Raw genomic sequence first — 23,624 nt, forward strand, 5'->3', positions numbered from 1 at the left:
GGTCAGCCCGGCCGGGTACGGTCCACCGGCCGCGGACATCCTATCGACGCCGTGTCGGGAACCGCCTCCGGGGGGCCTTCGCGGGGTTTGATTGTGATCAATCAGGCACGTGCGGCGTAATGTGGCGCCCAACTGTGACGCTGAGTCACGGTGACGCTCCGGTACGGTGACGGATTCCCCGCCGTCGATCCTCCCGAGGGCCCCATGCCTGCCCGTTTCGCTCCGCCCCTGCTGCTGTCGCTCGCGCTCGCGTTGGCCGGCTGTACGACCGTGGGCCCCGCCGGGTCCGCCGACCGGGCCGTGTCGGCCACCCCGTCAGCGGCCGTGCCGTCAGCCACCGGTCCGTCAGCGGCCGCGCCGCGCGCGCTCACGGCGGCCGCGCTGCGGGCCGCCGCGCTGGCGGGCCCGGATCTCGCCCCCGGCTGGACCGTCACCGTCGTGACCCCTGGTCAGAGCTCCGCGGCGCCGACCGCGGCGGACCACGAGGTCTCCGACGTGCCGGCCTGCCAACCGGTGCTGGACGCGATCGGTCCGGCGAACCCGACGGGTGAGCCGACCGCCGAGACCGACCTGAGCCTGACCCGGGCCGCGTCCCCGGGCGCCGACGTCTACGCCGCGCTGCTCGCCTACCCGGTCGGCCGGGCGGCGCTGCTCCAGTCGGCGCTGGACCAGGTGCTGGCCCGCTGCGGCAGCTTCACCTCCACCGCGACGGGCACCGGCAGCCGCAAGGGCGCGAAGACCCAGCACCGGCTGGCGCGGACCGACACGCCCACCCCGGAGGGAGCGGACGGCGCCACCGCCTTCACCCTTACGAGTGGCAGCGCCACGCCGGGCGACCCGGGCGCGGCGGCGCTCTCCCAGGACGCGACGGTGGTCCGGGTCGGCACGGCGCTGGCCGTCTTCTCCACCGTGGGCACGGGGAAGGAGCCGGCCGCCGCGCCCGACCCGGCGGTGGTGCAGGCGCAGACCCGCAAGCTGCGGGCCGCACAGAAATGACCTAGTGGGCCCCGGCGGTGTGACTGGCCACCAGGTGCTCCAGCCGGTTCAGGGCGATCCGGCGGAGTTCGTCGGAGGCGACCAGCCGCTCCTCGTCGGGGTCGTTGGCGAGCCGGGTGCGGATCGAGGTGAGCACGGCGTCGAGCATCTCCTCGGGGTCGATGCCGTCCAGGCAGACCACGAAGACGTGCCCGAACCGTGCCTCGTACGCGGCGTGGGCGGCGCGCAGCGCGGTGTGCGCCGCCTGGCTGCCGGGCGCGCGCATGCCGAGCAGCGGCTGGGGCATCCAGCTCTCGTCGGCCAGCGCCTCGGCGAGATCGCTCGGCCGCAGGTCGTACGAGGCCTCGCTGGCGGCCGCGAGCAGGGACTCCAGATCGGGGTACGGGCGGTGCAGGGTCAGCCGCAGCGCCCAGCGGTGGCTGCCGCAGCAGGCGAGCAGGGCCTCCTCGGCGGCGCCGGGGTCGGCCTCGTTGAAGCGGTGCAGCCCGACGGCTGCTGCCGGTGTCGCGACGGCTGCTGCGGGGGTGTCGGGCCGCTGCGGAGGAATGCCGGTCGAGGGCTGTTCGACGTTTCGGTCCGTCGAACTGTCGGCCGGAGAGTCGCTGGCCAGCGGGTCCTCCTCGTGAGGGCGGGAAGGGGGCGAGCGGCGCACGGGGGAGAGGGTGTTCGTCGCGCCGCGCCTGGGGAGCGATGGGGAATTGCCGGGTCGGTGGGACAAGCATGGATCACGTGGGATCCATGACGGCGATGACGAATGCCCGCGGGCGCTGGTTGCGTGCGAGGCGTGCGACGGCTGGCCCGGGCGTGCCTGCCCGGCTGCTGCTGCGGGTCTCCCAGGCAGCGGGACCACGGTAGTTGAGCTCTCATCAGTTGGGGAGAGTGCTCGCAGAATTCACCCTGACGAGCTATCAAGTTGTGACCCGCACACCATCGGACCATCCGTTCGGATGACCGCGCTAGGGGGCGCAGCTGGTCTGCGGGGCGGGCATCGTGCCGTTGACCAGGTACGCATCAAGTGCCTGGTTCACGCACGCGTTGCCGCTGCCGAAGGCGGCGTGCCCCTCACCCTCACGGGTGAGCAGCGTCGCGTTCGCGAAGCCCTTGGCGAGGTTCTGCGCCGCCGCGTACGGGGTGGCCGGGTCGTCGGTGGTGCCGATCACCAGGATCGGCGCGCTGCCCTCGGCGCGGATGGTGTGCGGCTTCTCGGTGCTCTGGAACGGCCAGCCGGCGCAGCTCGCGCTGCTGAGGTCCTCGGCGGCGGTGTCGCTGTTGAGCAGCGGCGCGCCCTGCTTGAGCTGGGCCAGCACCTGCTGGACCCGGGCCGGCGAGGGCGCGGGGCTCGCGCCGTCCGCGCAGGAGATGGCCACCTGGGCGTCGTCGCTGGCGTTGTAGTGGCCGTCCTGGTCGCGGCCGTTGTAGGAGTCGGCCGCCTCCAGCAGGCCACTGCCGTCGCCCTGCTGCATCGCGGCCGCCAGCGAGTGGCGCAGCTGCGGCCAGGAGGACTGCTCGTCGCCGTAGAGGAAGAGCAGCGCACCGGTCCAGCCGAGCGTGGAGGTGAGCAGCCGGGGACCGCCGGTCTTCACCGGCTTCTCGCGCAGCCCGTCCAGGAAGTCGGCGGCCTTCTTCCCGGCGGTGGCCGGGTCGCTGCCCAGCGGGCATTCGGAGGCGTGGTTGGTGACACAGTCGGCGGCGAACCGTTCGAACGACTTCTCGAAGCCGATCTGCTGCTGGACGTTGCTGTCCAGCTTGTCGGCGGCCGGGTCGATCGCGCCGTCCAGTACCAGGCGGCCGGTCCGGCCGGGGAACTCCTCCGCGTAGAGCGCGCCGAGGTAGGTGCCGTAGGAGATGCCGAGGTAGTCGAGCCGGTCCTGGCCCAGGGCCTGGCGCAGGACGTCCATGTCCCGGGCGGTGTTCCGGGTGCCGACGAAGGGGAGCAGTTTGCCGGCGGCGGCCTCGCAGGCCGCCGCGTAGTCCTTGGCCCGCTGGTCGCTCTGGGCCTTGCGGGCGGTCGGGTCGGCCGGCGGGTCCTGCTGGTCCAGCGCGTCGCGCTGCTGGTCGGTGAGGCAGTGGATCGGCGAGCTGGCGCCGGTGCCGCGCGGGTCGAAGCCGACCACGTCGTAGTGGTCGTGCAGCGGGCCCTCGAAGTCGCCGTGGGCGTTCTTCACCAGATCGACCCCGGACTCGCCGGGACCTCCCGGGTTGACCACCAGCGAGCCGACCTTGTGGCCGGGGTCGGCGGCAGGCTCGCGGATCAGCGCCAGGTCGAGCGCGTCGGCGGCCGGGTGGGCGTAGTCCAGCGGGACGTGCAGCCTGCCGCACTGGAGGGTGCTCCCGTCGGGGCAGGGGGACCAGGCGATCTGCTGGCCGTAGAAGGACGCCAGCGCCGGATCCGTGCCGCTCGGGGAGGCCGCAGCCGCCGCCGGGCTCGTCGCGGACGGCGTCTGCGACCTCGCAGCGCCCGCACCGCCGCCGGTACACCCGGCCAACAGCAGCGAACCGAGCGTCACGGGTACGGCGAGGCGGGGGAGCCAGGAGGTCGTCACCGGAACATGTCTAGCATCTGGTTTCCCCCGCCCGAACCGCGGTGTCAGTCCCGGTGGATCTTGTAGTTGGACGCCTGCGCCCGCGGCCGGACCACCAGCAGGTCGATGTTCACGTGCGAGGGCCGGGTGACCGCCCAGGCCACCGTGTCCGCGATGTCCTCCGAGCTGAGCGGGTGCGACACCCCGGAGTAGACGGCGGCGGCCTTGGCCTCGTCGCCGCGGAACCGGGTCACCGCGAAGCCCTCCGACTTGACCATGCCCGGGGCGATCTCGATCACCCGGATCGGCTCGCCGACCAGTTCGAGGCGGAGCGTGGCGGCGATGGTGTGCGCGGCGTGCTTGGCGGCCACGTACCCGCCGCCGCCCTCGTAGGCGGCCAGCGCGGCGGTGGAGGAGAGGATCAGCACCGTGCCGTCGCCGCTCGCCCGCAGGGTCGGCAGCAGGGCCTGCGTCACGTTCAGCACGCCGAGCACGTTGACCTGGTACATCGCCAGCCAGTCGGCCGGGTCGCCCGCTTCCACCGACTCGGAGCCGATCGCCCCGCCGGCGTTGTTCACCAGGACGTCCACCCGCTCCAGCGAGGCGGCGAAGGCGTCCACGGCCGCGCGGTCGGTGACGTCCAGGGTGTACGCCCGGCCGTCGATCTCCTTGGCGAGCGCCTCGATCCGCTCGGTGCGGCGAGCCGTCAGGACCACCGAGAAGCCCTCGGCGGCGAGCCGCCGTGCGGTCGCCGCGCCGATCCCGCTGCTCGCCCCGGTGACCACGGCCACCTTCTGCTGCTCGGTCCCCATGTCGCTGGCCCTTCTGTTCTGCCGTCCGATCGTGCGTGCGAGGTCATCATCTCAGCCGGGCCTGCGGCAGGTCCGGCGGACGCAGGCGGGGCCCGGAGTCCAGTGGACTCCGGGCCCCGCGCTACCGCAGGTGGTTCAGTGCTTGAACGACTTCAGGAAGCCCAGGCCCGGGCTGCCGAGACCGGTCGCGGTGTCGTAGCCCTCACCGGCCCGCAGACCGTAGTCCGAGCCGATCTTGTACAGGCGGACCTTCAGCGAGCCGCCGACCATGCCGAGGTCCACGACGTTGCCGAGCGGGCCGTGGTTCGGGTTGTCGTCCACGTCGTTGAAGATGCGGTCGTTGTTGGCCCGGTTGTACAGCGCCGGGTTGGCGAAGCCGATCGCCTTGCCGCCGCGCTCCTGGATGGCGTTGGCCAGCATGGCCGCGGTCTCCGGGGAGGAGACCGAGGTGCCGCCGTAGCCGCCCTCGCTGTAGGCGCCGCCGGCCGGGGTGTACCCGACCAGCGTCGAGGCCACCAGGTCACCGCTCATCGCGATGTCCGGGGTGGCGCGCAGCGGGGTCGCGGACTTGGTGCCGTTCGCGGCCACGCGGGAGATCGAGTCCGGGACGACGTCCTTCTGGTACCACGGCTGCGCGAAGTCGGCCGAAACGCCGCCGCCGCCACCGAAGTAGAACGCACCGGGCATCGGGGTCCAGGACTTCTGGTCCGCCGAGAGCACCGAGCGCTGGTCACCCATGCTGACCTCGTCGGCGTAGGTGCCCTTCTTGTTCATCAGCTCCAGGGCGGTGCCGCCGACCGCGGTGACCCACGGGGAGGAGGACGGCCACTGGGCCTGCGCCTGGTTGGTGTCGGCCTGGCAGTTCACGCCGGTGGCCGCGGCACCCGGCGAGTTGTCGCCGCAGTCGCCCGCGGAGACCGTGAAGCCGATGCCCTCGGCGGCGCCGAGCTGGAAGATCTGGTTGTCGGCCGCGATCACGGCCGGGTCCAGGTCGCCGCTCTTGCCGTGCATGATCTCGCCCCACGAGTTGGAGACGACATCGGCCAGGTGGTTGTCGACGATGTTCGCCAGCGCGGCGTCCAGGTCGGCGTCCTGGCAGGAGTTGGCACCGACGTAGACGACGTTGGCGTCCGGCGCGAGGCCGTGCACCATCTCGACGTCCAGCGCCTCCTCGCCCGACCAGTCACCGCAGTCGGCCTGGCTGTTCCACTGGGCGGGAGTCACGACCTCCTTGTACTGACCGGGCGCGAACGGCTTGTCGCCGTGGGCGGTCGCGAAGGTGTTGGCGTCGGCCTGCATGCTGGCGAAGCCGTACGCGTCGATGATCGCCACGGTGGCGCCCTTGCCGGACACCTTCGAGTCGGTCACGCCGTACGCCTTGCGCAGCTGGCTCGGCACGTACGCGCAGGGCGCGAACGGCTCGTTCTTCTCGTAGCCGGCCGGGGCACCCTTGGCGATGTCCGAGTCGTAGCCGTCGGCCGAGCAGGTCGGCACGGTCGGCAGCGTGGCCGGCGCCTTCTTGTCGGGGGCGGCCACGTCCGGGGCGGCGGCGCGGGCGGCGCGGGTGGCCGCGTCCTGCGCCTTGGCCTCGGCGGCGGCGACCGAGACGGCGTCCGAGGTCGCCTTCTGGGTGGCGGCGGCGTCGGTCAGGTTGCCGACCGCGAGGACGTCGTCGGCGACGGCGGCCGGGACCACCGCGTCCTTCGCGGGGGCCTTGCGCAGGCCGCTCGCGGTACGGAAGTTGTGGAACTCGGTGCCGAGCGCCTTGGCCAGCGCGCCGGTCGAGCCGGAGACCTCGAGGTAGTGCGTGGTGGTCGTGGTGACCTTCAGGCCGGCGCCGGTCAGCCAGGCGGTGACGGCCTTGACCTGCGCGTCGCTGGCGTCGAACTTCGCCTTGGCGTCCGCGGCGGAGAGGTACTTGCCGTACTGCGGGGAGTTCTCGTCCGAGACGGCCTGCGCGAACGCGGCGAGGCCGCTCGGGTCCTGACCGGCGAAGTAGACGCGGGCGGTCGTCGGGGTGCCGTCGGGCACCGCACCGGCGTCGGCCTGCGGGGTGGCCCAGGCCGGGCTGGAGCCGGCGAGGTCCTTGGCGACGCTCTGGTCGGCCGCCATCGCGGGATTGGCGACGGCGAACGTCCCCAGAACGAGCGCGGCGGCGGCCGGAGCCGCCACCGCTATCCGGGAGAGCCGGCTGCGAACAGCTGCTGGCACGTGGGTTCCCCACTCTCATGACGGGCCACATCGCCTGCGGTGCAGGGATGTTGACTGCGTATCGGGATCGCCTTGTAAGGCGACCGGACGCGGGCATGACGGATCGCCCCACAGAAACAGCTCCCTGACGGGGCGTTCGGAGGGTGCGAAAATCTGCCTGTGCGGTCGTTGTCTATTCGCTCAGACGGTCGAACCTCAAGACTTCGTCTGAATTTTTTACCTGCGCATGACCTTTTTCGGCCTGACGTGACCTGCGGGCGTCCTGGTCGTTGCACAGGTTCATCGCCCACGGCGGCGGCATCGGGGAAGGCGGCCGAAACGAGATGTCATACCCACCCTCCGGCTCACTATGCGCCAATCCGGGTAGTTCTTCGCCGGAAGCCAGGCCAAACTCGCGCAACGGCCATACCCTTGTTGGGGTGAACCATCCTCAGCCCGCCGAGCAGGCGACCCAGCAGGCACGTCCCGCCGCCGACCGCCGTCCCGCCGTCCTCGGCCGGCCGGGTTTCGACCTCCGCGCGCTGCGCGCGCAGGTCCGGGCCTTCGACGCGGAGCTGATCGCCTTCCGGCGCGACCTGCACAGCCACCCGGAGCTCGGCCGGCAGGAGTTCCGCACCACCAAGCTGCTGGTCGACCGCCTGGCGCTGGCGGGTCTGTCACCCCGGGTGCTGCCCGGCGGCACCGGTCTGATCGTCGACCTGGTCCCGCCCGGCACGCCGGCCGGCACCAAACTGCTGGCCTTCCGCGCGGACATCGACGCGCTGCCGATCGACGACGCCAAGACCGACGTCCCCTACCGCTCCACCGTGCCCGGCCGGGCCCACGCCTGCGGCCACGACGTGCACACCTCCATCGCGCTCGGCACCGCCCTGGTGCTGGCGGACGCGATGCGTGCGGGCAGGCTGCGGCAGCCGGTGCGGCTGATCTTCCAGCCCGCCGAGGAGGTCATGCCCGGCGGGGCGCTGGACGTGATCAAGGCGGACGGGATGGTCGGGGTCGGCCGGATCTTCGCGGTGCACTGCGACCCCAAGGTGCTGGTCGGCAAGGTCGGCCTGAAGGTCGGCGCGATCACCTCGGCCTGCGACCGCCTGGTGCTGAGCCTGGACGGCCCCGGCGGGCACACCGCCCGTCCGCACCTGACCACCGACCTGGTCACCGTGATCGCCCGGCTCGCCGCCGACCTGCCCGGCGCGATGGCCCGCCGGATGGACCCGCGCTGGGGTGTCAGCCTGGTCTGGGGGCGGATCGCCGCGGGCTCGGCGCCCAACGTCATCCCGCAGCACGCCGAGCTGGAGGGCACCGTGCGCTGCCTGGAGCTCCCCGGCTGGCGCGAGGCGCCGGACGTGCTGCACGAGCTGATCGCCAAGATGGCCGAAACCGGTCGGGCCAAGTGGAGCCTGGACTACCACCGCGGTGTGCCGCCGGTGGTCAACGAGGTCGCCTCGATCGCGCAGCTGGAGAAGGCGATGATCCGTCAGTTCGGTTCCGGCGGTGAAGAGGTGGTGGAGGAGACGGAGCAGAGCCTGGGAGGCGAGGACTTCTCCTGGTACCTGGAGCACGCGCCGGGCGCGCTGGCCCGGCTCGGCGTCCGGGCTCCGGACGAGACCGCGGTGCGCGACCTCCATCAGGGACGATTCGACGTGGACGAGCGCGCGATCGCGGTCGGCGTCGAACTCTTCGCCTCGCTCGCCCTGGAGCACGCTCAGATCTAGCGTCAGATCTGATTCGGCGTCACCTATTTCATTGTCAGATGAGCCGGCTTGGTAGAGTGCGCTGCCTGGAACGCGGAGGGTGGCACTTCAGAAAAGCGGCGGTCGCGAAAAGGGGTGGCGGGGGCCTCTTATTCGCGCTACTTCGCCTCGGCGGGCGGTCGGCGGGTGCGGCGGGTTGCCGTACCAAGGGGAAGGGCGGTCGGGGCGGGGCAGAGGGTCGGGAGTGGGGCGGGATGTCCTGCAACCGGGTGGATTGGTCAGCCATCGGGATATGTCCTAGTTTGGTGGGCCGAAGCGCCACGGTTTGATAACAACCCGATTGGCCTGGCGGCCCGTGACCCAACCGTGTTCTACGCGCGTTACGGTCGGTCCGACCACGCCAAACGGGTGTGTGAGAAGGAGATACTCCCTTGCGCCGTACAGTAAAGCTCGCCGCGGTCGTGCTCTCGGGTTCCCTGGGCATTGCCTCGCTCGCCGCTTGCGGCGCAAAGAGCACCGACACCACCTCCGCCGGCTCCTCGGGCGGCTCCGGCATCAAGGTCGGCATGGCCTACGACGTCGGCGGCCGTGGAGACCAGGGCTTCAACGACTCGGCCGCGGCCGGTCTCGACAAGGCCAAGACCGACTTCGGCATCCAGACCACCGAGGCCGAGGCCAAGACCGGTGAGGCGGACTCCGACAAGCAGACCCGCCTGGAGACCCTGGTCACCGCCGGCTACAACCCGATCATCGCGGTGGGCTTCGTCTACCAGGCCGCGGTCGAGAAGGTCGCCAAGGAGCACCCGAACACCAAGTTCGCGATCATCGACTCCGACTCGCCGACCCAGCCGAGCAACGTCACCTCGCTGGAGTTCACCGAGCAGCAGAGCTCGTACCTGGCCGGCATCGCCGCCGCCAGCAAGACCAAGACCAAGCACGTCGGCTTCATCGGCGGTGTGCAGTCCGAGCTGATCAAGAAGTTCGAGGCCGGCTACCGTGCGGGCGTCGCCTCCGTCGACTCCAGCATCAGCGTCGACGTGACCTACCTGACCACCCCGCCGGACTTCAGCGGCTTCAGCGACCCGGCCAAGGGCAAGGAAGCCGCCCAGGGCCAGCTCGACAAGAACGACGACGTCATCTACGCCGCGGCCGGTGCCTCCGGTACCGGTGCGATCCAGGCCGTCGCGTCCAAGCCCGGCGCCTGGGTGATCGGTGTCGACACCGACCAGGCCAAGCAGCCGGCGCTGGCGAAGTACCAGGGCTCGATCCTGACCTCGGCGCTCAAGAACGTGAACACCGCGGTGTACGCGTACATCCAGAGCGTCAAGAACAACGCGCCGCTGACCGGCGTGCAGCGCTTCGACCTCAAGTCGGGCGGTGTCGGCCTGGCCACCACCGGCGGCCACATCGACGACCTGAAGGCGAAGCTGGACGCCGCCACCCAGCAGATCACCTCGGGTGCGATCACCGTCCCGACCGCTCCCACGGGCGGCTGACCCTTCGCACCGCAGTAGGTAAGTAAGCATGGGGAGGGGCCCGGTGGGTCGTGCGTGAGCGCACTCCACCGGGCCCCTGCCTTCCCCCGGAGGGGTTGGAACGCCGTTCGAGGCGTCCACCCGTACCCCCCGAACCTCCGGGCGTCCCACAGCGCCCCTCGCAGAACCTCGGCCTCCCCAGCGCAACGATGCGCCTGCCACCCCCAGGAGATCGCCATCACCGCTTCCGAACCCTCCCTCAGCAAGGGGGGTAGCCCCAGCGTGGGGACGGCGAACGCGGCCGTCGAACTGCGCGGCATCACCAAGCGCTTCCCCGGCGTCGTGGCCAACCACGACATCGACATCACCGTCCGCAGCGGCACCGTGCACGCCCTGATGGGCGAGAACGGCGCCGGCAAGTCGACGCTGATGAAGATCCTCTACGGGATGCAGCGCCCCGACGAGGGCACCATCGCCGTCAACGGTGAGCAGGTGGAGTTCAGCACCCCCGGTGACGCCATCGCGCGCGGCATCGGCATGGTCCACCAGCACTTCATGCTGGCCGACAACTTCACCGTGCTGGAGAACGTCGTCCTGGGCGGCGAGAGCCTGTACGGCATCGGCGCCAGGGCCAAGGCGAAGATCAAGGAGATCTCCGACCAGTACGGGCTGAACGTCCGCCCGGACGCCCTGGTCGAGGACCTCGGCGTGGCCGAGCGCCAGCGGGTCGAGATCCTCAAGGTGCTCTACCGCGGCGCCCGGATCCTGATCCTGGACGAGCCGACCGCCGTGCTGGTCCCGCAGGAGGTCGACGCGCTCTTCGGCAACCTGCGCGAGCTCAAGTCCGAGGGCGTCACGGTCATCTTCATCTCGCACAAGCTGCACGAGGTGCTGTCGGTCGCCGACGCGATCACCGTGATCCGCCGCGGCACGACGGTCGGCGACGCCGACCCGAAGAAGGTCACCGCCCGCGAGCTCGCCGAGCTGATGGTCGGCAGCGAACTGCCGTCGCCGCAGAGCCGCGAGAGCACCGTGACCGACGTCGAGATGCTCAAGGTGGACGCCCTGCGGATCGCCAAGCGCGACGCCGAGGGCATCGAGCGGGTCGTCCTGGACGACATCTCGCTCACCATCCGCAAGGGCGAGATCCTCGGCATCGCCGGCGTCGAGGGCAACGGCCAGGCCGAACTGGTCGAAGCCATCATGGGCATGCTGCCGCTGGACTCCGGCACCGTGACGCTGGACGGCACCGACGTGAGCCGCGAGCTCACCCGGGCCCGCCGCGAGGCCGGCATCGGCTACATCCCCGAGGACCGCCACCGGCACGGCCTGCTGCTGGAGGCCCCGCTCTGGGAGAACCGGATCCTGGGCCACGTCACCGAGGCGCCGAACTCCAAGGGCTTCCGGCTCGACCCGGCCGCCGCCCGGCAGGACACCCTGCGGATCGTCCAGGAGTACGACGTCCGCACCCCCGGCATCGAGGTCACCGCGGCCTCGCTCTCCGGCGGCAACCAGCAGAAGCTGATCATCGGCCGCGAGATGAGCCACAAGCCCAAGCTGCTGATCGCCGCGCACCCCACCCGCGGTGTCGACGTCGGCGCGCAGGCGCAGATCTGGGAGCAGATCCGCTCCGCGCAGCGCGAGGGCCTGGCCGTCCTGCTGATCTCCGCCGACCTGGACGAGCTGATCGGCCTGTCCGACGCGATCCGGGTGATCTACCGCGGCAAGCTGGTCGCCGACGCCGACCCGGCCACCGTGACCGCCGAGGACCTCGGCACCGCGATGACCGGCGCCGCGCGCGGGCACATCGAGTCCGACGAGGACGCGCTGGCCGAGGCCGCCGTCATCGTCGCCGAGGACCTCGGCCGGTCCGACACCCCGCCGTCCGACGCCCAGCCGTCCGACACCCCGCTCGGGGACACCGACACCACCGACACCGCTGCGGACGACGCGCAGGCGGGGGAGTGACCCACATGACCACGACCCAACCCGCCGCCAAGCGCGGGTTCCTGCAGCGGATCGACCGTGAGCGGCTGATCCTGGGGCTGGCGGCGCCCGTTCTCGCCGTCGTCATCTCGGTGCTGATCTGCTCGGTGCTGCTGCTGACTTCGGGCAAGAACCCGATCGACGCGTTCCACATCATGACGAACTACGCCTCGGCCTCCGACGGGCAGGTGTCGATCCTCAACAAGGCGACCACCTACTACCTCGCCGGTGTCGCGGTGGCCTTCGGTTTCCGGATGAACCTGTTCAACATCGGCGCGGACGGCCAGTACCGTCTCGCGGCGCTGTTCGCGGCGTACGTCGGCGGCGTGGTGAACCTGCCGTCGTTCATCGAGATCCCGCTGCTGCTGATCGTCGCGATGCTGGTCGGCGGGCTCTGGGCGGCCATCGCCGGCATCCTCAAGGTGACCCGCGGCGTCAGCGAGGTCATCTCGACGATCATGCTGAACGCCATCACCACCGGCGTGATCGGCGTGCTGCTGGTCCCCGGGATCTTCGCGCCGGGCAACGCCGGTGGGGTCAGCAACAGCGTCCAGACGAAGTTGATGGCGCCCTCCAGCGACTTCTTCTCGATCACCACCCAGGGCGGTTCGCTCTACGGGTTCATCATCATCGCGGTGATCGTCGGCGTGGCGTTCCAGCTGGTGCTCAGCCGCACCCGCTTCGGCTTCGACCTGCGGGCCACCGGCCGTTCCGAGTCGGCGGCGGGCGCCAGCGGCGTCAACGTCAAGCGCATGGTGCTGACCAGCATGTGCGTCTCCGGCGCGCTGGCCGGTCTGATCGGCATGCCCGACCTGCTGACCAACTCGCACTACTTCGGCCAGAACTTCCAGCCGGGCCTCGGCTTCACCGGTATCGCGATCGCGCTGCTCGGCCGCAACACCCCGATCGGGATCGGCTTCGCGGCGCTGCTGTGGGCCTTCCTGGACGCGACCGCCGTGATGCTGCCGCTTCAGGGCAACTTCCCGCCGGAGATCGTCAACGTCATGCAGGGCACCATCGTCATCTGCGTGGTCGTCGCCTACGAGCTGGTGCGCCGCTACGGCCTCAAGCGCCAGCAGCAGAAGGTCGGCGCCCAGCTTGCCGCTCAGGCCGCCTCGGCCGAGAAGAAGGAGGTGGCGGCATGAGCACCGCGACTTCGGCACAGTCCAAGCCGGCCGCCAAGGCGCCGGGCAAGAACGGCAAGAAGCTCTCGCTGCCGGTCGTCCTCCTGCTGATCGCCGGCGCCCTGCTGCTCTTCTCGGCAGTCGGCGCGGCGACCGGCAACCACGGTCTGACCTCGGCCGGCCAGATCGCCGCGGCGCTCGGTGCCGCGGTGCCGATCGGCATGGCCGGTCTGGGCGGCCTCTGGGCCGAGCGGGCCGGTGTGGTCAACATCGGCCTCGAAGGCATGATGGTGGCCGGCACCTTCGCCGGCGCCTGGGTCGGTTACCTGGTCAACCCCTGGGTCGGCCTGCTGGCCGGCATCGCGGCCGGTGCGGTGGGCGGCCTGCTGCACGCGGTGATCACCGTCGGCTTCGGCGTGGACCACATCGTCTCCGGTGTCGGTATCAACCTGCTGATCCCGGGCATCTGCCTGTACGTCAACCGGATCTACTTCCCGGACTACGTCACGGCCGGCGCCGGCGCCTCGCAGTCCCCGCCGACCAACTCGCTGCCGTCCATCACCGTCCCCGGGCTCTCCAGCGGGCTGGCGGGCATCGAGAAGCACCACTGGTTCTTCGTCTCGGACGTCGCCGGCGTGCTCGGCGGCCTGGTCACCAACCTCTCCGTGGTGACGCTGCTGGCGGTCGCGCTGCTGGTCGGGAGCTACTTCCTGCTCTGGCGCACCACCTTCGGCCTGCGGCTGCGCTCCTGCGGTGAGAACCCGATCGCGGCCGAGTCGCTGGGCGTGAACGTCTACAAGTACAAGTACCTCGCGGTGATCGCCTCCGGCGGCTTCGCGGGCCTGGGCGGGGCGTACCTCTCCATGGTCGCCTCGAACGTCTTCCGGGACGGCCAGACCGGCGGCCGCGGCTTCATCGGCCTGGCGGCGATGATCTTCGGCAACTGGATGCCGGGCGGTCTCGCGATCGGTGCCGGACTCTTCGGCTTCACCGACAGCCTCCAGCTGCGCGACCCCGACTCGGTGCACGTCCTGCTGCTGGTCGTCGCCATCGTGATGGCCCTGCTGGCCGCCTGGCACGGCTACCGGCGCAAGCTGGTGCCGGCGCTCGTCAGCCTGGTCGCGGCGGGTGGCCTGGCGGCCTGGTACGCGGCCTCGGACGCGGTGCCGCGCCCGCTGATCGTGACCACCCCGTACGTGATCACGCTCGTCGTGCTGGCGCTCTCCGCGCAGCGGCTGCGGCCGCCGAAGGCCGACGGCCAGGTCTACCGCAAGGGCCAGGGCAAGTGACGGCCCTGGCTCCTGACTGGGAGGCGCTGCGCGCGGCGGCCCGGGACGCGATGTCCCGGGCGTACGCCCCGTACAGCAAGTTCCCGGTCGGTGCGGCCGCGCTGGTCGACGACGGGCGCGTGGTGACCGGCTGCAACGTGGAGAACGCCTCGTACGGGCTGGCGTTGTGCGCCGAGTGCGGGCTGGTCTCCGCGCTGCACGCGGGCGGCGGCGGCCGGCTGGTCGCCTTCACCTGCTGCGACGGCGCGGGCGAGCTGCTGATGCCCTGCGGGCGCTGCCGCCAGCTGCTGTGGGAGCACGGCGGGCCCGAACTGCTGGTGGATCTGCCGTCGGGGATCAAGCCCATGACGGAGGTCCTGCCGGACGCGTTCGGCCCGGAGCGTTTGTGACCGCATGAGTAGTGACGCGCGTAGACCAACGCGCGTAGAGTGAGGTGGGGGCGGCCCTGAGCAGTGGCCGCCCCCACATCTTTTTTCCCCTTCCGTCCCCAGCAGTTCCGTCCCACCAGGAGCACCTCATGGACGCCATCTCCGTCATCCGGGCCAAGCGCGACCGCCACGAACTGACCGATGATCAGATCGACTGGGTGATCGACGCCTACACCAGGGGTGAGGTGGCCGACGAGCAGATGTCCGCGCTGGCGATGGCCATCCTGCTGAACGGGATGAACCTGCGCGAGATCAGCCGCTGGACCGACGCGATGATCCGCTCCGGCGTCCGGATGGACTTCTCCGCGCTCGGCGTCCCGACCTCCGACAAGCACTCCACCGGCGGCGTCGGCGACAAGATCACGCTGCCGCTGGCCCCGCTGGTCGCCGCCTGCGGTGCGGCCGTCCCGCAGCTCTCCGGCCGGGGCCTCGGCCACACCGGCGGCACCCTGGACAAGCTGGAGTCCATCCCCGGCTGGCGCGCCCTGCTCAGCAACGACGAGATGATGCACGTGCTGCACTCCGCCGGCGCGGTCATCTGCGCGGCGGGCGACGGCCTGGCCCCCGCCGACAAGAAGCTCTATGCCCTGCGCGACGTCACCGGCACGGTCGAGGCGATCCCGCTGATCGCCAGCTCGATCATGTCGAAGAAGATCGCCGAGGGGACCGGCGCGCTGGTCCTGGACGTCAAGGTCGGCTCCGGCGCCTTCATGAAGAACCTGGACGACGCCCGCGAACTGGCCCGCACCATGGTGGGTCTGGGCCGCGGCGCCGGCGTCAACACCGTCGCGCTGCTCACCGACATGTCCACCCCGCTCGGCCTGACCGCAGGCAACGCGCTGGAGGTGCGCGAGTCGGTGGAGGTGCTGGCCGGCGGCGGCCCGGCCGACGTCGTCGAGCTGACCATCGCGCTGGCCCGCGAGATGCTCGCGGCCGCCGGCGTGCACGGCAAGGACCCGGCCGAGGCGCTCAAGGACGGCTCCGCGATGGACCACTGGCGCCGCATGATCAGCGCCCAGGGCGGCGACGTTGACGCCCCGCTCCCGGTCGCCCGCGAGCAGCACATCGTCACCGCCCCCGCCTCCGGCGTGCTCACCGCGCTGGACGCGTACGCGGTCGGCGTCTGCGCCTGGCGCCTGGGCGCCGGCCGGGCCCGCAAGGAGGACCCGGTCCAGGCCGGCGCGGGCGTCGAGATGCACGCCAAGCCCGGCGACACCGTGGTGGCGGGCCAGCCCCTCCTCACCCTGCACACCGACACCCCCGAGCGCTACGACTACGCCCTCGCGGCGCTGGCGGGCGGTATCGAGGTCTCCCCGGCGGGCACGGAGTTCACCCCGGCCCCGATCATCCTGGACCGCATCGCCTGACGGTCCCCGCCGATCCGGCGCCGCGCTCGCCCCCTCGCCGTGGGCGGGCGCGGCGTCCTGCTGTGCGGGGTCCTGCCGACTCCCAGAAGTCGGACGGGCCGGCCCGATGGTGACCGTAGGTGATCGCCGGCGGCGTACTGGCTCCAGGTGGTGCCCGGTGCGCAGGGGTTGCGCACTGCGGTCGGGGCCAGGGTGCCGCGGGTTCAAGGCGAACGGGGCGTCAAAAGTTTTGACAGTAAACCGGGCTCTTCGGTCCGTTCCTGCCGGACCCCGGGTACGCCCCGGGTGAGCCAGGTCTCGACTGAGGGATCTTGAAGGGGTGTGACCCAGATACGTCAGAAACCCGCCAGAACTTGATCTTGGCCTGCTGAGTGCCTGACGCTGTCGGGGATCTTGGCGATGACGGTCGGCCATGCCCTCGACATCGCAGTCTTCAAGATCCCCGACCTCGCCACCCGCGATCAGCTCTGCGTCTCCTCGCGGCGTCCAATAGCGGCCGCGTCGGGTACGACGAGCAGCTTGCCGGTGGTACGCCGAGCCTCCAGATCGCTGTGGGCCTGGGCGGCCTCGGACAATGCGTAGCGGCCCGTTACGGTGACCTCAAGCGCCTTGGAGCGCACCCACTCGAACACATCGGCGGCCCGTCGGAGCAGTTCGGACCGATCGGCGATGAAGTCCCCGAGGCTGGGCCGGATCAGGGTCAGCGAACCGCCGTGGGCGAGCCGAATCGGATCAAACGGAGGCACGGCACCACTTGCCGCGCCGAAGAGCACGAGATGGCCGCGGGTTCGCAGGCTGGCGAGGCTCGCATCGAAGGTGTGCGCGCCGACGCCGTCGAAGACAACCGGCAGTCCCTGACCGCCGTTGAGCCGCCTCACCTCGGCTGCGAGATCGTCGACTGCGGAGGAAAGGATCACCTCAGCGGCCCCGGCACGCTTCGCCAGCTCGGCCTTCGCCGTGGTCGACGTCGTGCCGATCACCCTGCCGCCGAGATGGGTGATGAGCTGGGTCAAAAGCAGCCCCATGCCACCAGCAGCCGCATGCACGAGCACCGTGTCGCCCCCCTGAACCGGGTAGGCGTCCTTGACGAGATAGTGCGCGGTCATGCCTTGGAGGAGCACGGCGGCGGCTGTCTCGAAGCCGATATCGTCGGGCAGCGGCACCAGCCGGGAGGAGTCCACGACGGCCCGCTCGGCATACGTGCCGGGAATCTCCACCCAACCGACCCGGTCCCCGACTGCGACGTCAGCGACGCCGGGTCCAACTTCGACGACCGTGCCGGCGCCCTCAGCGCCCGGGGTGAAGGGCAGCGGGAGGCTGTACCGGCCTTCGCGGTGGTAGACGTCGAGGAAATTGACCCCGGATGCGGCGACCTCCACGATCGCCTCGCCCGGACCCGGCCGCGGCTGGTCCACCTCGGCCTCCTGCAGCACCTCGGGACCGCCCACTTCGTACACCTGAATCGCTCGCATGGCCCCACCAACCCCGTTGATGGCGATCCGATTCCCGGCGCGCAGACCAGCCCGCCGCCCCCGCCGAGAGCTGAGACGCCTGCTTTGCACCAGGGTCTGGACAGGAGACCGAGGCCGTCAAGGGTGGACGAAGGCACCACCCGCCGCTTCCGCACCGCCGTACGGCCACCCACCAGGCGGGCAGTTCAAGGAGTTGCTGTCGGATGGCGGCGCCGCGGGCGGCGGCAACCGGGATGCCGATCTCGCGCAGGAGCGCGGAGAGGTGGTCCGGGCGGGCCGGCTGGCCGGCTCGGCGGCCTGGGGAAGAGCCAGCGGGATGCCTGGTTGGTGGCGGTGTTCATGCTGTCGCGGTCCGCGATGTAGGCCAGCAGCAGGGCCGCGACTGGTGCGGGGACGGGTGAAGCGGGCTCCCCGAGCCGCAGAAGCGTGGTCTCTCCGTCGTGGAGCACGTCGTCGACCGTCAACTGGACGATTCGGGTGCCGACAGGAGGGCGACGCGTCCGGGTGTTGTAGTCGGGACAGACTGCTGTCTGCCATCGGTGAACACCACCCCGAGCGGGCGCAACGGTCAGTACCGTCCAGACTCATGACGACGATTACGACGCGTACGGTCGAGTATCCGGCCGACGGTTTGACGATGATCGGGCACCTCGCGCTCCCGGCCGGTGTCGACCGCCGCCCCGCGGTGCTGCTCGGACCAGAGGGCACGGGGCTCAGCGACGTCGAGCGCCGCAGGGCCGATGCTCTCGCCGAGCTGGGATATGTAGCGCTGGCCTTCGACCTTCACGGTGGGCGCTATTTGGGGGACCCCGAGGAGATGCTGGCCCGCTGCATGCCGCTGCTCGCCGACCCCGACCGGATGCGAGGTATCGGCCACGCGGCGCTCGACGTGTTGCGCACCGAACCGCGAACCGACCCCGACCGGATAGCCGCCGTCGGCTACGGCACCGGGGGCGCCATCGCGCTGGAACTCGGGCGCGACGGCGTCAGCCTGCGCGCGATCGCGACAGTCAACGGGCTGATCACGGGCCGACCCGGCGAGGCGGCGCACATCCGCTGCCCGGTATGGGCCGGGGTCGGGTCGGAAGACCCGATCATGGCGCCCGCACAACGGGACGCGTTCACCGCCGAGATGCAGGCCGCGGGCGTCGACTGGCGCCTCGTGGTCTACGGCGGCGCCCTGCACGCCTTCCACCATCCAACGGTCGACCACACCGTGCGTCCCGGCGTCGGCTACCACCCACGGCACGCACAGCGAGCCTGGCGTGACGTCGTCGCTCTGCTCGCCGAGTGCCTGCCCGTCACGGATTGATCCGATCGGCTCCTGATACTCACTCCTGCCCGCCGTCGTCGTCTTCGTCCAGCTCTGGGGCATCCGGGTCGCGCACCAGGTCCGCGAGGTCTCGGCGACGAGCATGTCCAGGCTCAGCCCGGTGGCGGACCGGGCTGGCATGGCGCACCACCAGATCGCGGAGATCGAGGGCGGTGACACCGTGCCGACCTTGCCGCTGCTGGAGCGCCTGGCGCCGGCCCTGGAGGCCGAGTTGGACATCCACCTGGCGCCGGGCGTCGATCTCTTATGACAGCGCGTGCCGCTCATCGAACTCGCCGGCCCGGATACCCTGGGTGAAGGCGGCCCAGGCGGTGGGGGTGAAGGTGAGGGCGGGTCCGTCGGGGTCCTTGGAGTCACGGACGGGGACGGCGCCGCGGGATGCGAACGCGGGGGCCCACTCGATGCAGTTGCCGCTGTTGCCACCGGAGTGGCTGCTCTTCGTCCAGGTCGCGCCTGACAGGTTCAGGGGTTGGGTCATGGTCGTCAAGTCCCTTCAGAACGCGCCGAATCAGCTCAGCGGACTCCGTCTGTGACAGAGCCTGCGCGCGCGACCGATCATAGTCAGCGAGGTATCGGCTCATCTGCTCGGCGTCCTCCACGAAGTGGCCCCGCGAAAGACTTTCGGAGTAGATCGATCTCTGACCGTTCGGTAGCTCCAGGATGACCATTCCTGACATGGGCATCTGAGCGCTCTCCCCGTCTCCGAAGGGGACGACCTGGATGATCACGTTCGACCTGCCGCCCATGACCAGGAGATGTTCCAACTGGTCTCGCATTGCGGCACGAGAGCCGACCACTCGCCTGAGAGTTGACTCGTCGAGAATGCTCACGAGTAGCGGCGCGTCAGCAGTGAAGAGTCGGGCCTGTCGATCGCGTCTGGCACGGACGCGCTCGTCAATCTGCTCTTCGGTCTCCTGAGGGTTGGAGGCGACGAACAATGCGCGCATGTAGACCTCGGTCTGCAACAGACCTGAGATGCGGCCGGTTTGGAGTTCATAGATTCGCCGCGCCTGCGCCTCGGCCTTGGTGAAGCCCTCGGTCGGGTAGCCGGGTCACGTTGCCGTGACCCGGCCCCCTCAGAACCGGACGTGCCACTTTCACGGCATCCGGCTCAAGCAGACAGTACGGCCACTAGTAAAGGCCCTTCTTCCGGTCTCCAGCGTGCTGGAGTCGATGACATTCCGTGTGGATGACTTCCAAGTTGCTCAGGCGGTCGGAGCCGCCCTGACTGCGGTAAACGATGTGGTGCACGTTGACGCCCCGATATCTGGCAGAGAACCACTTCGCCCAATCGTTGACGTCCTCGGGGTCGTACCCCGCGCCCTCGATCAGGTCGGTACCGCACTTGGTGCACAGCCCCTTCTGGCGAGCGGCCAGCGAGACGATGGTCTTCGTCTCGGTCTCCGGCAGCCGCTTCCGGGCTCGCATCGCCCAGTACTCGACGAGCTCTGGATCGTCCCTAGAAGCTTCTCCCCTGACGGGGATGTGCCGGACGATCTTCGTCCAGGAGAAATGCGGCAGATGGCGTTCGGGAGTGCCGAACACCCATTTTGCCGCTCTTCCGCGCCTGAACTGACCCCAATACCGCTGAGCGATCCACTTGCCGGGCTTGCTGCGGTGTTGCCGCGTAGCCCAGCGCCAGAGGCACTCGTAGGTGTAGGAATCGAGCGTCTTGAACATGACCTTTGCGACGACATGCCGATAGTACGTTGACCATCCACGTACGAACGGGCCGAGGGCGCTGATCAGATTCTCGGCCGGTGAGCCGTAGTGTTCCCTGATCGTGTCCCTGATCCGCTTCCGTGCACGTCGAACTGCGTCCTCACTCGGTTTGATGATCAGCTTGTCCCGGTACCGGCGGACGTTGAACCCCAAGAAGTCGAACCCGTCGTTGAGGTGTCGGACTTGCGTCTTCTCCTCATTGAAGGTCAGGCCACGCGGGGCCAGCCAATCGGCCAGCCTGTCTTTAAGTTGCCAGGCTTCCTCCTCCGTGGCGCACAGCACCACGAAGTCGTCGGCGTATCGAATGAGGGTCGGTGAGTGCGTGCGGGTGCCTCTCTGGCTGTGATTGGCCCCGATCGCCTCACCCATTCCATGCAGCGCTACGTTCAGCAGCAGAGGACTGATGACACCGCCTTGCGGTGTGCCCTCGGTCGTCATTGCGAACCTGCCCTGCTCAAGGACCCCAGCCTTGAGCCACCCATTGATGTGTCGCCGGCCTGGGAACAGGCCGACGGCGCTCATCAGGTGGTCATGGCTGATCCGGTCGAAGGCCGCCGCGAGGTCTGCGTCGAGAACGACGAGCTTCTTGGCACCCTTCTGGGCTGTCACTTGGAAGATCGCTTGGATCGCGTCATGACAGCCCCGACCCGGCCGGAACCCGTAGCTCCGTCCTTCGAACCGTGCCTCCCACTCCGGTTCGAGTGCGTTCTTCACTCTTGCCTGGTTGGCGCGGTCACGAATGACAGGGATGCCCAGTGGTCGGGTCTTGCCGTTTGCCTTGGGAATGAACACACGTTTGACGGGCGATGCTGGGATCTCCGGGCTGACAAGAAGCTGTCGTGCCAGTCGTCCCCGGGTCGTCGGGGTCAGCGCAGTAGCCCCATCGACCCCCGCCGTCTCTTTACCGGTGCTCATCTGGGCCACCCGTCGGACACTTGTCACAGTGTTCGCGCGGGATCGCAGCATGAGCTTTTGCAGGTTGCGCACCTGCTTCAGGTTTCCTTCCCTTGTGGCCCTGAAGATCCGCTGACGCAGCCTCTCTACGGTCTGGTATTCCGCCTTCCAGTCGATACTGGCCCAGAATTCGGAATCGCTCAGGTCGCCGCTGGGTCCGTTCAGAAGGGGGCCTTGAGCATCTGTCTCCATCTGCGGTTCCCTCCTGTCTAACTTGTGCCAACGTGCGAGGATTTGCTCATTGTTGCTTCAGAGTCCACCTGGTTCGCGTGGGCTCCCTTTTGGGTCCGACCATGTGGCCGGTATCCGCCGGGTTATAGGAAGGTCAGGAGTGAGGACCCTGAGCGACCATCCCTTTCCCCTGGACTTTCGCCCAGGCGGCATTCGCTTCTCGAACCATCCTGTCCCGCACAGGGATTAGGCCTTCGTTGCCTCCGGCTTACCGGCTGACTAGGCCGGACCCGTACGGGGTTTCCATGTTCCGCTGTGATGAGTTGCGTCCGGGGTGGGTGCCTTCTCTGAGCCGACTCCTGCGGTGACCTACGCGCGGGCTAGCTACGGCCCATGACCCTAGGTTCTGGGTCCACGTCGCATGACGCCATTCCAACGTCGGGAGCTTCCATCACCGCTAACAGACCATTGACGCGATGTCTTGGGTAACGACTCTTTATGTTGAAGGTTCACATGTGTTCACCCGTCCGGACTTCCCCTTCGCTTGTTGCTCCGCGATGGCCCGCAGAACTCTTGAGCTTGACCACCTCCGCTTAGCACCTCGGATTACTCCTCGGCACCGGAGGCTGGGGACTGACCGTCGGTCACAGGTCAGAGAATCAGCTTCTCACTAGCTCATTCCTCTCATTCACGGCGACTTTCATGTCGCACAACCAGTCCCAGTTCGGGTGCGGCGCGGACAGGTACGGCGACACCAGCTCGAAGGCGGTGAGCAGATGGCCACCGCTTCCCAGGGCTTCGTCAAGCAGCTTGGCCCACTTTCGAGTTGGGGCCGTGCGCCCGCTCTCCAGGTGGCTGATCGTCGTCTGGTGCGTGACCACCATGTCGGCCAGCTCGGCCTGGGTCAGTCCGGCCCTTTCCCGGTGCTCCTTGAGCACTTCGCCCCAGGTCTTCGGCTGCCCAGTCGAAGAACGCGACGGACCGTCCAGCGTGGGCCTCCGTGTGGCCATGATCGTCTCCCAATACGCTGCGCAGGAGTCATCGGCAACTGCTTGTAACCGATCTATCACGCAGGGAGACTGAGCGTCGCCGGAATCGGCGAATCCACCGTTCCGTTGCTCCCCCGCCCCCTCAGGAGGACTCCCGTGGCCCGCTCGTCCCTCTTCGCCAGCAGCCTGCCCGATTGCGAGTGCCCGGGCGCCTGCGGCGGCAGACCCGAGGCTGCACTCCGCCTCACCTCGCCGTACCCCACCCTCGCTCCCGCCCCGGGAGCCCGTCCGCCGGTGGACTGCTACACGCCCACCCGGGTGGGGGAGTTGGTCCACGACGCGCTCAATCGGCGCCCCGGCGTGTTCATGGAGCAGATCGGTCCGCTGGTCTACCTGCGTCCCGAGCGCGGCGGCGTCGAGTGGGCGGTCGACGTCCGTTGGATCGAGGCGGCCCGGTGAACCCTCTGCGCCGCCAGGCGGCCGCCTCCGCCGCCGAGCTGAACTCCGCCGTCGCCCGCGCGGGTCTCGACCTCGACCCGCTGGACGACGGCTGGCGGATCACTGCGGCCGGCGAAGTCCTCGTCCAACTCCGACCCCTCCACCCGGACGAGATCACGCAGCTCGCGCAGGTCATCCGGGCGGCCACGGGTGATCATGACCACTGACCGACTCACCGTCTACGCGGTCTCCGTCGCTGGAGTCCTCGACATCCTTGCCATACTCCTCGCCTTGACCCTGCGGTCCTGAGAGAGTGGGACGACAGTCATGGACTTCATCCCTCGCCTGCTGGCCGGGCTGGTGCGAACCGAGAACATCGCTGCCCTCCGCCAGGCGCTGCCCGAAGCCCTGCCGGGGTGCACGTTTCTGCCCGCCGAGGACGTCGACACCCTGCTCTCCGAGCTGGTGGACACGGCGCGAGGCGCAGCGGCATTGGACAGCCTGGCCCCGATCGCGCTCCTGCTGACCCAATGGCGGCACACTGCCGAGATCTACGCGGACCCCGCCCTACTCGCCATCCTCACCCGCGAGCCTGACGGCGACCTCGGGCCGTTGCCCATGCGCGAGGTCGCGGAGTGAGCGCT

Annotated in this window: 21 protein-coding genes; 13 read left to right on the forward strand and 8 right to left on the reverse strand. The window is 69.7% G+C overall.

The genetic code is table 11. The features are described 5' to 3' along the window. The first annotated feature begins 204 nt into the window (after positions 1 to 204). A complete protein-coding gene (locus tag P3T37_RS26720) occupies positions 205 to 996 on the forward strand; it encodes a hypothetical protein (RefSeq protein WP_280726436.1) in 792 nt (263 codons plus the stop codon). A gap of 1 nt (position 997) precedes the next feature. Here the strand turns inward: P3T37_RS26720 and P3T37_RS26725 are convergent, their stop codons facing one another. The 4 genes from P3T37_RS26725 to P3T37_RS26740 form a co-directional block, all read right to left on the reverse strand. Next, the gene (locus tag P3T37_RS26725) at positions 998 to 1,648 is read right to left on the reverse strand and encodes a 2-oxo-4-hydroxy-4-carboxy-5-ureidoimidazoline decarboxylase (protein WP_280726437.1); all 651 of its coding nucleotides are present in this window, start codon (positions 1,646 to 1,648) and stop codon (positions 998 to 1,000) included. Positions 1,649 to 1,952: 304 nt separating this feature from the next. Beyond that, positions 1,953 to 3,539 (reverse strand): alpha/beta hydrolase, encoded by a 1,587-nt coding sequence (locus P3T37_RS26730; RefSeq protein ID WP_280726438.1) that lies wholly within the window; start codon positions 3,537 to 3,539, stop codon positions 1,953 to 1,955. A 44-nt stretch (positions 3,540 to 3,583) separates the two neighbouring features. Beyond that, on the reverse strand, positions 3,584 to 4,330 hold the full coding sequence (locus P3T37_RS26735; protein WP_280726439.1) for an SDR family oxidoreductase: 747 nt from the start codon (positions 4,328 to 4,330) through the stop codon (positions 3,584 to 3,586). Between the two features lie 135 nt (positions 4,331 to 4,465). Next, complete coding sequence (locus P3T37_RS26740) at positions 4,466 to 6,541, reverse strand: S53 family peptidase (RefSeq protein ID WP_280726440.1); 2,076 nt, start codon at positions 6,539 to 6,541, stop codon at positions 4,466 to 4,468. Positions 6,542 to 7,062: 521 nt separating this feature from the next. Between P3T37_RS26740 and P3T37_RS26745 the strand changes: the two genes are divergently transcribed. The 7 genes from P3T37_RS26745 to P3T37_RS26775 all read left to right on the forward strand — a co-directional run bounded on the left by P3T37_RS26745 (position 7,063) and on the right by P3T37_RS26775 (position 15,901). Beyond that, positions 7,063 to 8,253, forward strand: coding sequence for an amidohydrolase (locus P3T37_RS26745; RefSeq protein WP_280726490.1), 1,191 nt, complete (start codon positions 7,063 to 7,065; stop codon positions 8,251 to 8,253). 410 nt (positions 8,254 to 8,663) lie between these two features. Continuing rightward, positions 8,664 to 9,728, forward strand: coding sequence for a BMP family ABC transporter substrate-binding protein (locus P3T37_RS26750; protein WP_280726441.1), 1,065 nt, complete (start codon positions 8,664 to 8,666; stop codon positions 9,726 to 9,728). A 261-nt stretch (positions 9,729 to 9,989) separates the two neighbouring features. Beyond that, entirely contained in the window at positions 9,990 to 11,675 is a 1,686-nt protein-coding gene (locus P3T37_RS26755) for an ABC transporter ATP-binding protein (RefSeq protein WP_280726442.1), read from the forward strand. 5 nt (positions 11,676 to 11,680) lie between these two features. Then, entirely contained in the window at positions 11,681 to 12,838 is a 1,158-nt protein-coding gene (locus P3T37_RS26760; RefSeq protein ID WP_280726443.1) for an ABC transporter permease, read from the forward strand. Next, on the forward strand, positions 12,835 to 14,106 hold the full coding sequence (locus tag P3T37_RS26765; protein ID WP_280726444.1) for an ABC transporter permease: 1,272 nt from the start codon (positions 12,835 to 12,837) through the stop codon (positions 14,104 to 14,106). The genes P3T37_RS26760 and P3T37_RS26765 overlap by 4 nt, the downstream gene beginning before the upstream one ends. Further along, positions 14,103 to 14,495 (forward strand): cytidine deaminase, encoded by a 393-nt coding sequence (locus P3T37_RS26770; RefSeq protein ID WP_280726445.1) that lies wholly within the window; start codon positions 14,103 to 14,105, stop codon positions 14,493 to 14,495. Before P3T37_RS26765 ends, P3T37_RS26770 begins: the two co-directional genes overlap by 4 nt. A gap of 128 nt (positions 14,496 to 14,623) precedes the next feature. Continuing rightward, on the forward strand, positions 14,624 to 15,901 hold the full coding sequence (locus tag P3T37_RS26775) for a thymidine phosphorylase (RefSeq protein ID WP_280726446.1): 1,278 nt from the start codon (positions 14,624 to 14,626) through the stop codon (positions 15,899 to 15,901). 461 nt (positions 15,902 to 16,362) lie between these two features. Here the strand turns inward: P3T37_RS26775 and P3T37_RS26780 are convergent, their stop codons facing one another. Further along, on the reverse strand, positions 16,363 to 17,373 hold the full coding sequence (locus P3T37_RS26780; protein WP_026058724.1) for a quinone oxidoreductase: 1,011 nt from the start codon (positions 17,371 to 17,373) through the stop codon (positions 16,363 to 16,365). Between the two features lie 586 nt (positions 17,374 to 17,959). Here P3T37_RS26780 and P3T37_RS26785 point away from each other — a divergent pair. Continuing rightward, positions 17,960 to 18,685: a dienelactone hydrolase family protein gene (locus P3T37_RS26785; RefSeq protein WP_280726447.1), complete on the forward strand. Its 726-nt coding sequence runs from the start codon at positions 17,960 to 17,962 to the stop codon at positions 18,683 to 18,685. Between the two features lie 103 nt (positions 18,686 to 18,788). Beyond that, positions 18,789 to 18,956 carry a hypothetical protein gene (locus tag P3T37_RS26790; RefSeq protein WP_280726448.1) on the forward strand — a complete coding sequence of 56 codons (168 nt, stop codon included), beginning with the start codon at positions 18,789 to 18,791 and terminating at the stop codon, positions 18,954 to 18,956. Here the strand turns inward: P3T37_RS26790 and P3T37_RS26795 are convergent. From P3T37_RS26795 to P3T37_RS26805, 3 genes are all read right to left on the reverse strand, one after another. After that, a complete protein-coding gene (locus P3T37_RS26795; protein ID WP_280726449.1) occupies positions 18,951 to 19,184 on the reverse strand; it encodes a DUF397 domain-containing protein in 234 nt (77 codons plus the stop codon). The two genes, P3T37_RS26790 and P3T37_RS26795, sit on opposite strands and share 6 nt — an antisense overlap. 653 nt (positions 19,185 to 19,837) lie before the next feature. After that, positions 19,838 to 21,574 (reverse strand): group II intron reverse transcriptase/maturase, encoded by a 1,737-nt coding sequence (gene ltrA / locus P3T37_RS26800; protein WP_280726450.1) that lies wholly within the window; start codon positions 21,572 to 21,574, stop codon positions 19,838 to 19,840. A 638-nt stretch (positions 21,575 to 22,212) separates the two neighbouring features. Beyond that, positions 22,213 to 22,563, reverse strand: coding sequence for a helix-turn-helix transcriptional regulator (locus tag P3T37_RS26805; RefSeq protein WP_280726451.1), 351 nt, complete (start codon positions 22,561 to 22,563; stop codon positions 22,213 to 22,215). A gap of 135 nt (positions 22,564 to 22,698) precedes the next feature. Between P3T37_RS26805 and P3T37_RS26810 the strand changes: the two genes are divergently transcribed. The 3 genes from P3T37_RS26810 to P3T37_RS26820 all read left to right on the forward strand — a co-directional run bounded on the left by P3T37_RS26810 (position 22,699) and on the right by P3T37_RS26820 (position 23,619). After that, complete coding sequence (locus tag P3T37_RS26810; RefSeq protein ID WP_280726452.1) at positions 22,699 to 23,001, forward strand: hypothetical protein; 303 nt, start codon at positions 22,699 to 22,701, stop codon at positions 22,999 to 23,001. Beyond that, entirely contained in the window at positions 22,998 to 23,207 is a 210-nt protein-coding gene (locus tag P3T37_RS26815; RefSeq protein ID WP_280726453.1) for a hypothetical protein, read from the forward strand. The genes P3T37_RS26810 and P3T37_RS26815 overlap by 4 nt, the downstream gene beginning before the upstream one ends. 100 nt (positions 23,208 to 23,307) lie before the next feature. Next, positions 23,308 to 23,619 (forward strand): hypothetical protein, encoded by a 312-nt coding sequence (locus P3T37_RS26820; protein WP_280726454.1) that lies wholly within the window; start codon positions 23,308 to 23,310, stop codon positions 23,617 to 23,619. Positions 23,620 to 23,624: the final 5 nt, after the last annotated feature.

This window comes from Kitasatospora sp. MAA4 (genome assembly GCF_029893355.1).
Classification (GTDB): Bacteria; Actinomycetota; Actinomycetes; order Streptomycetales; family Streptomycetaceae; genus Kitasatospora.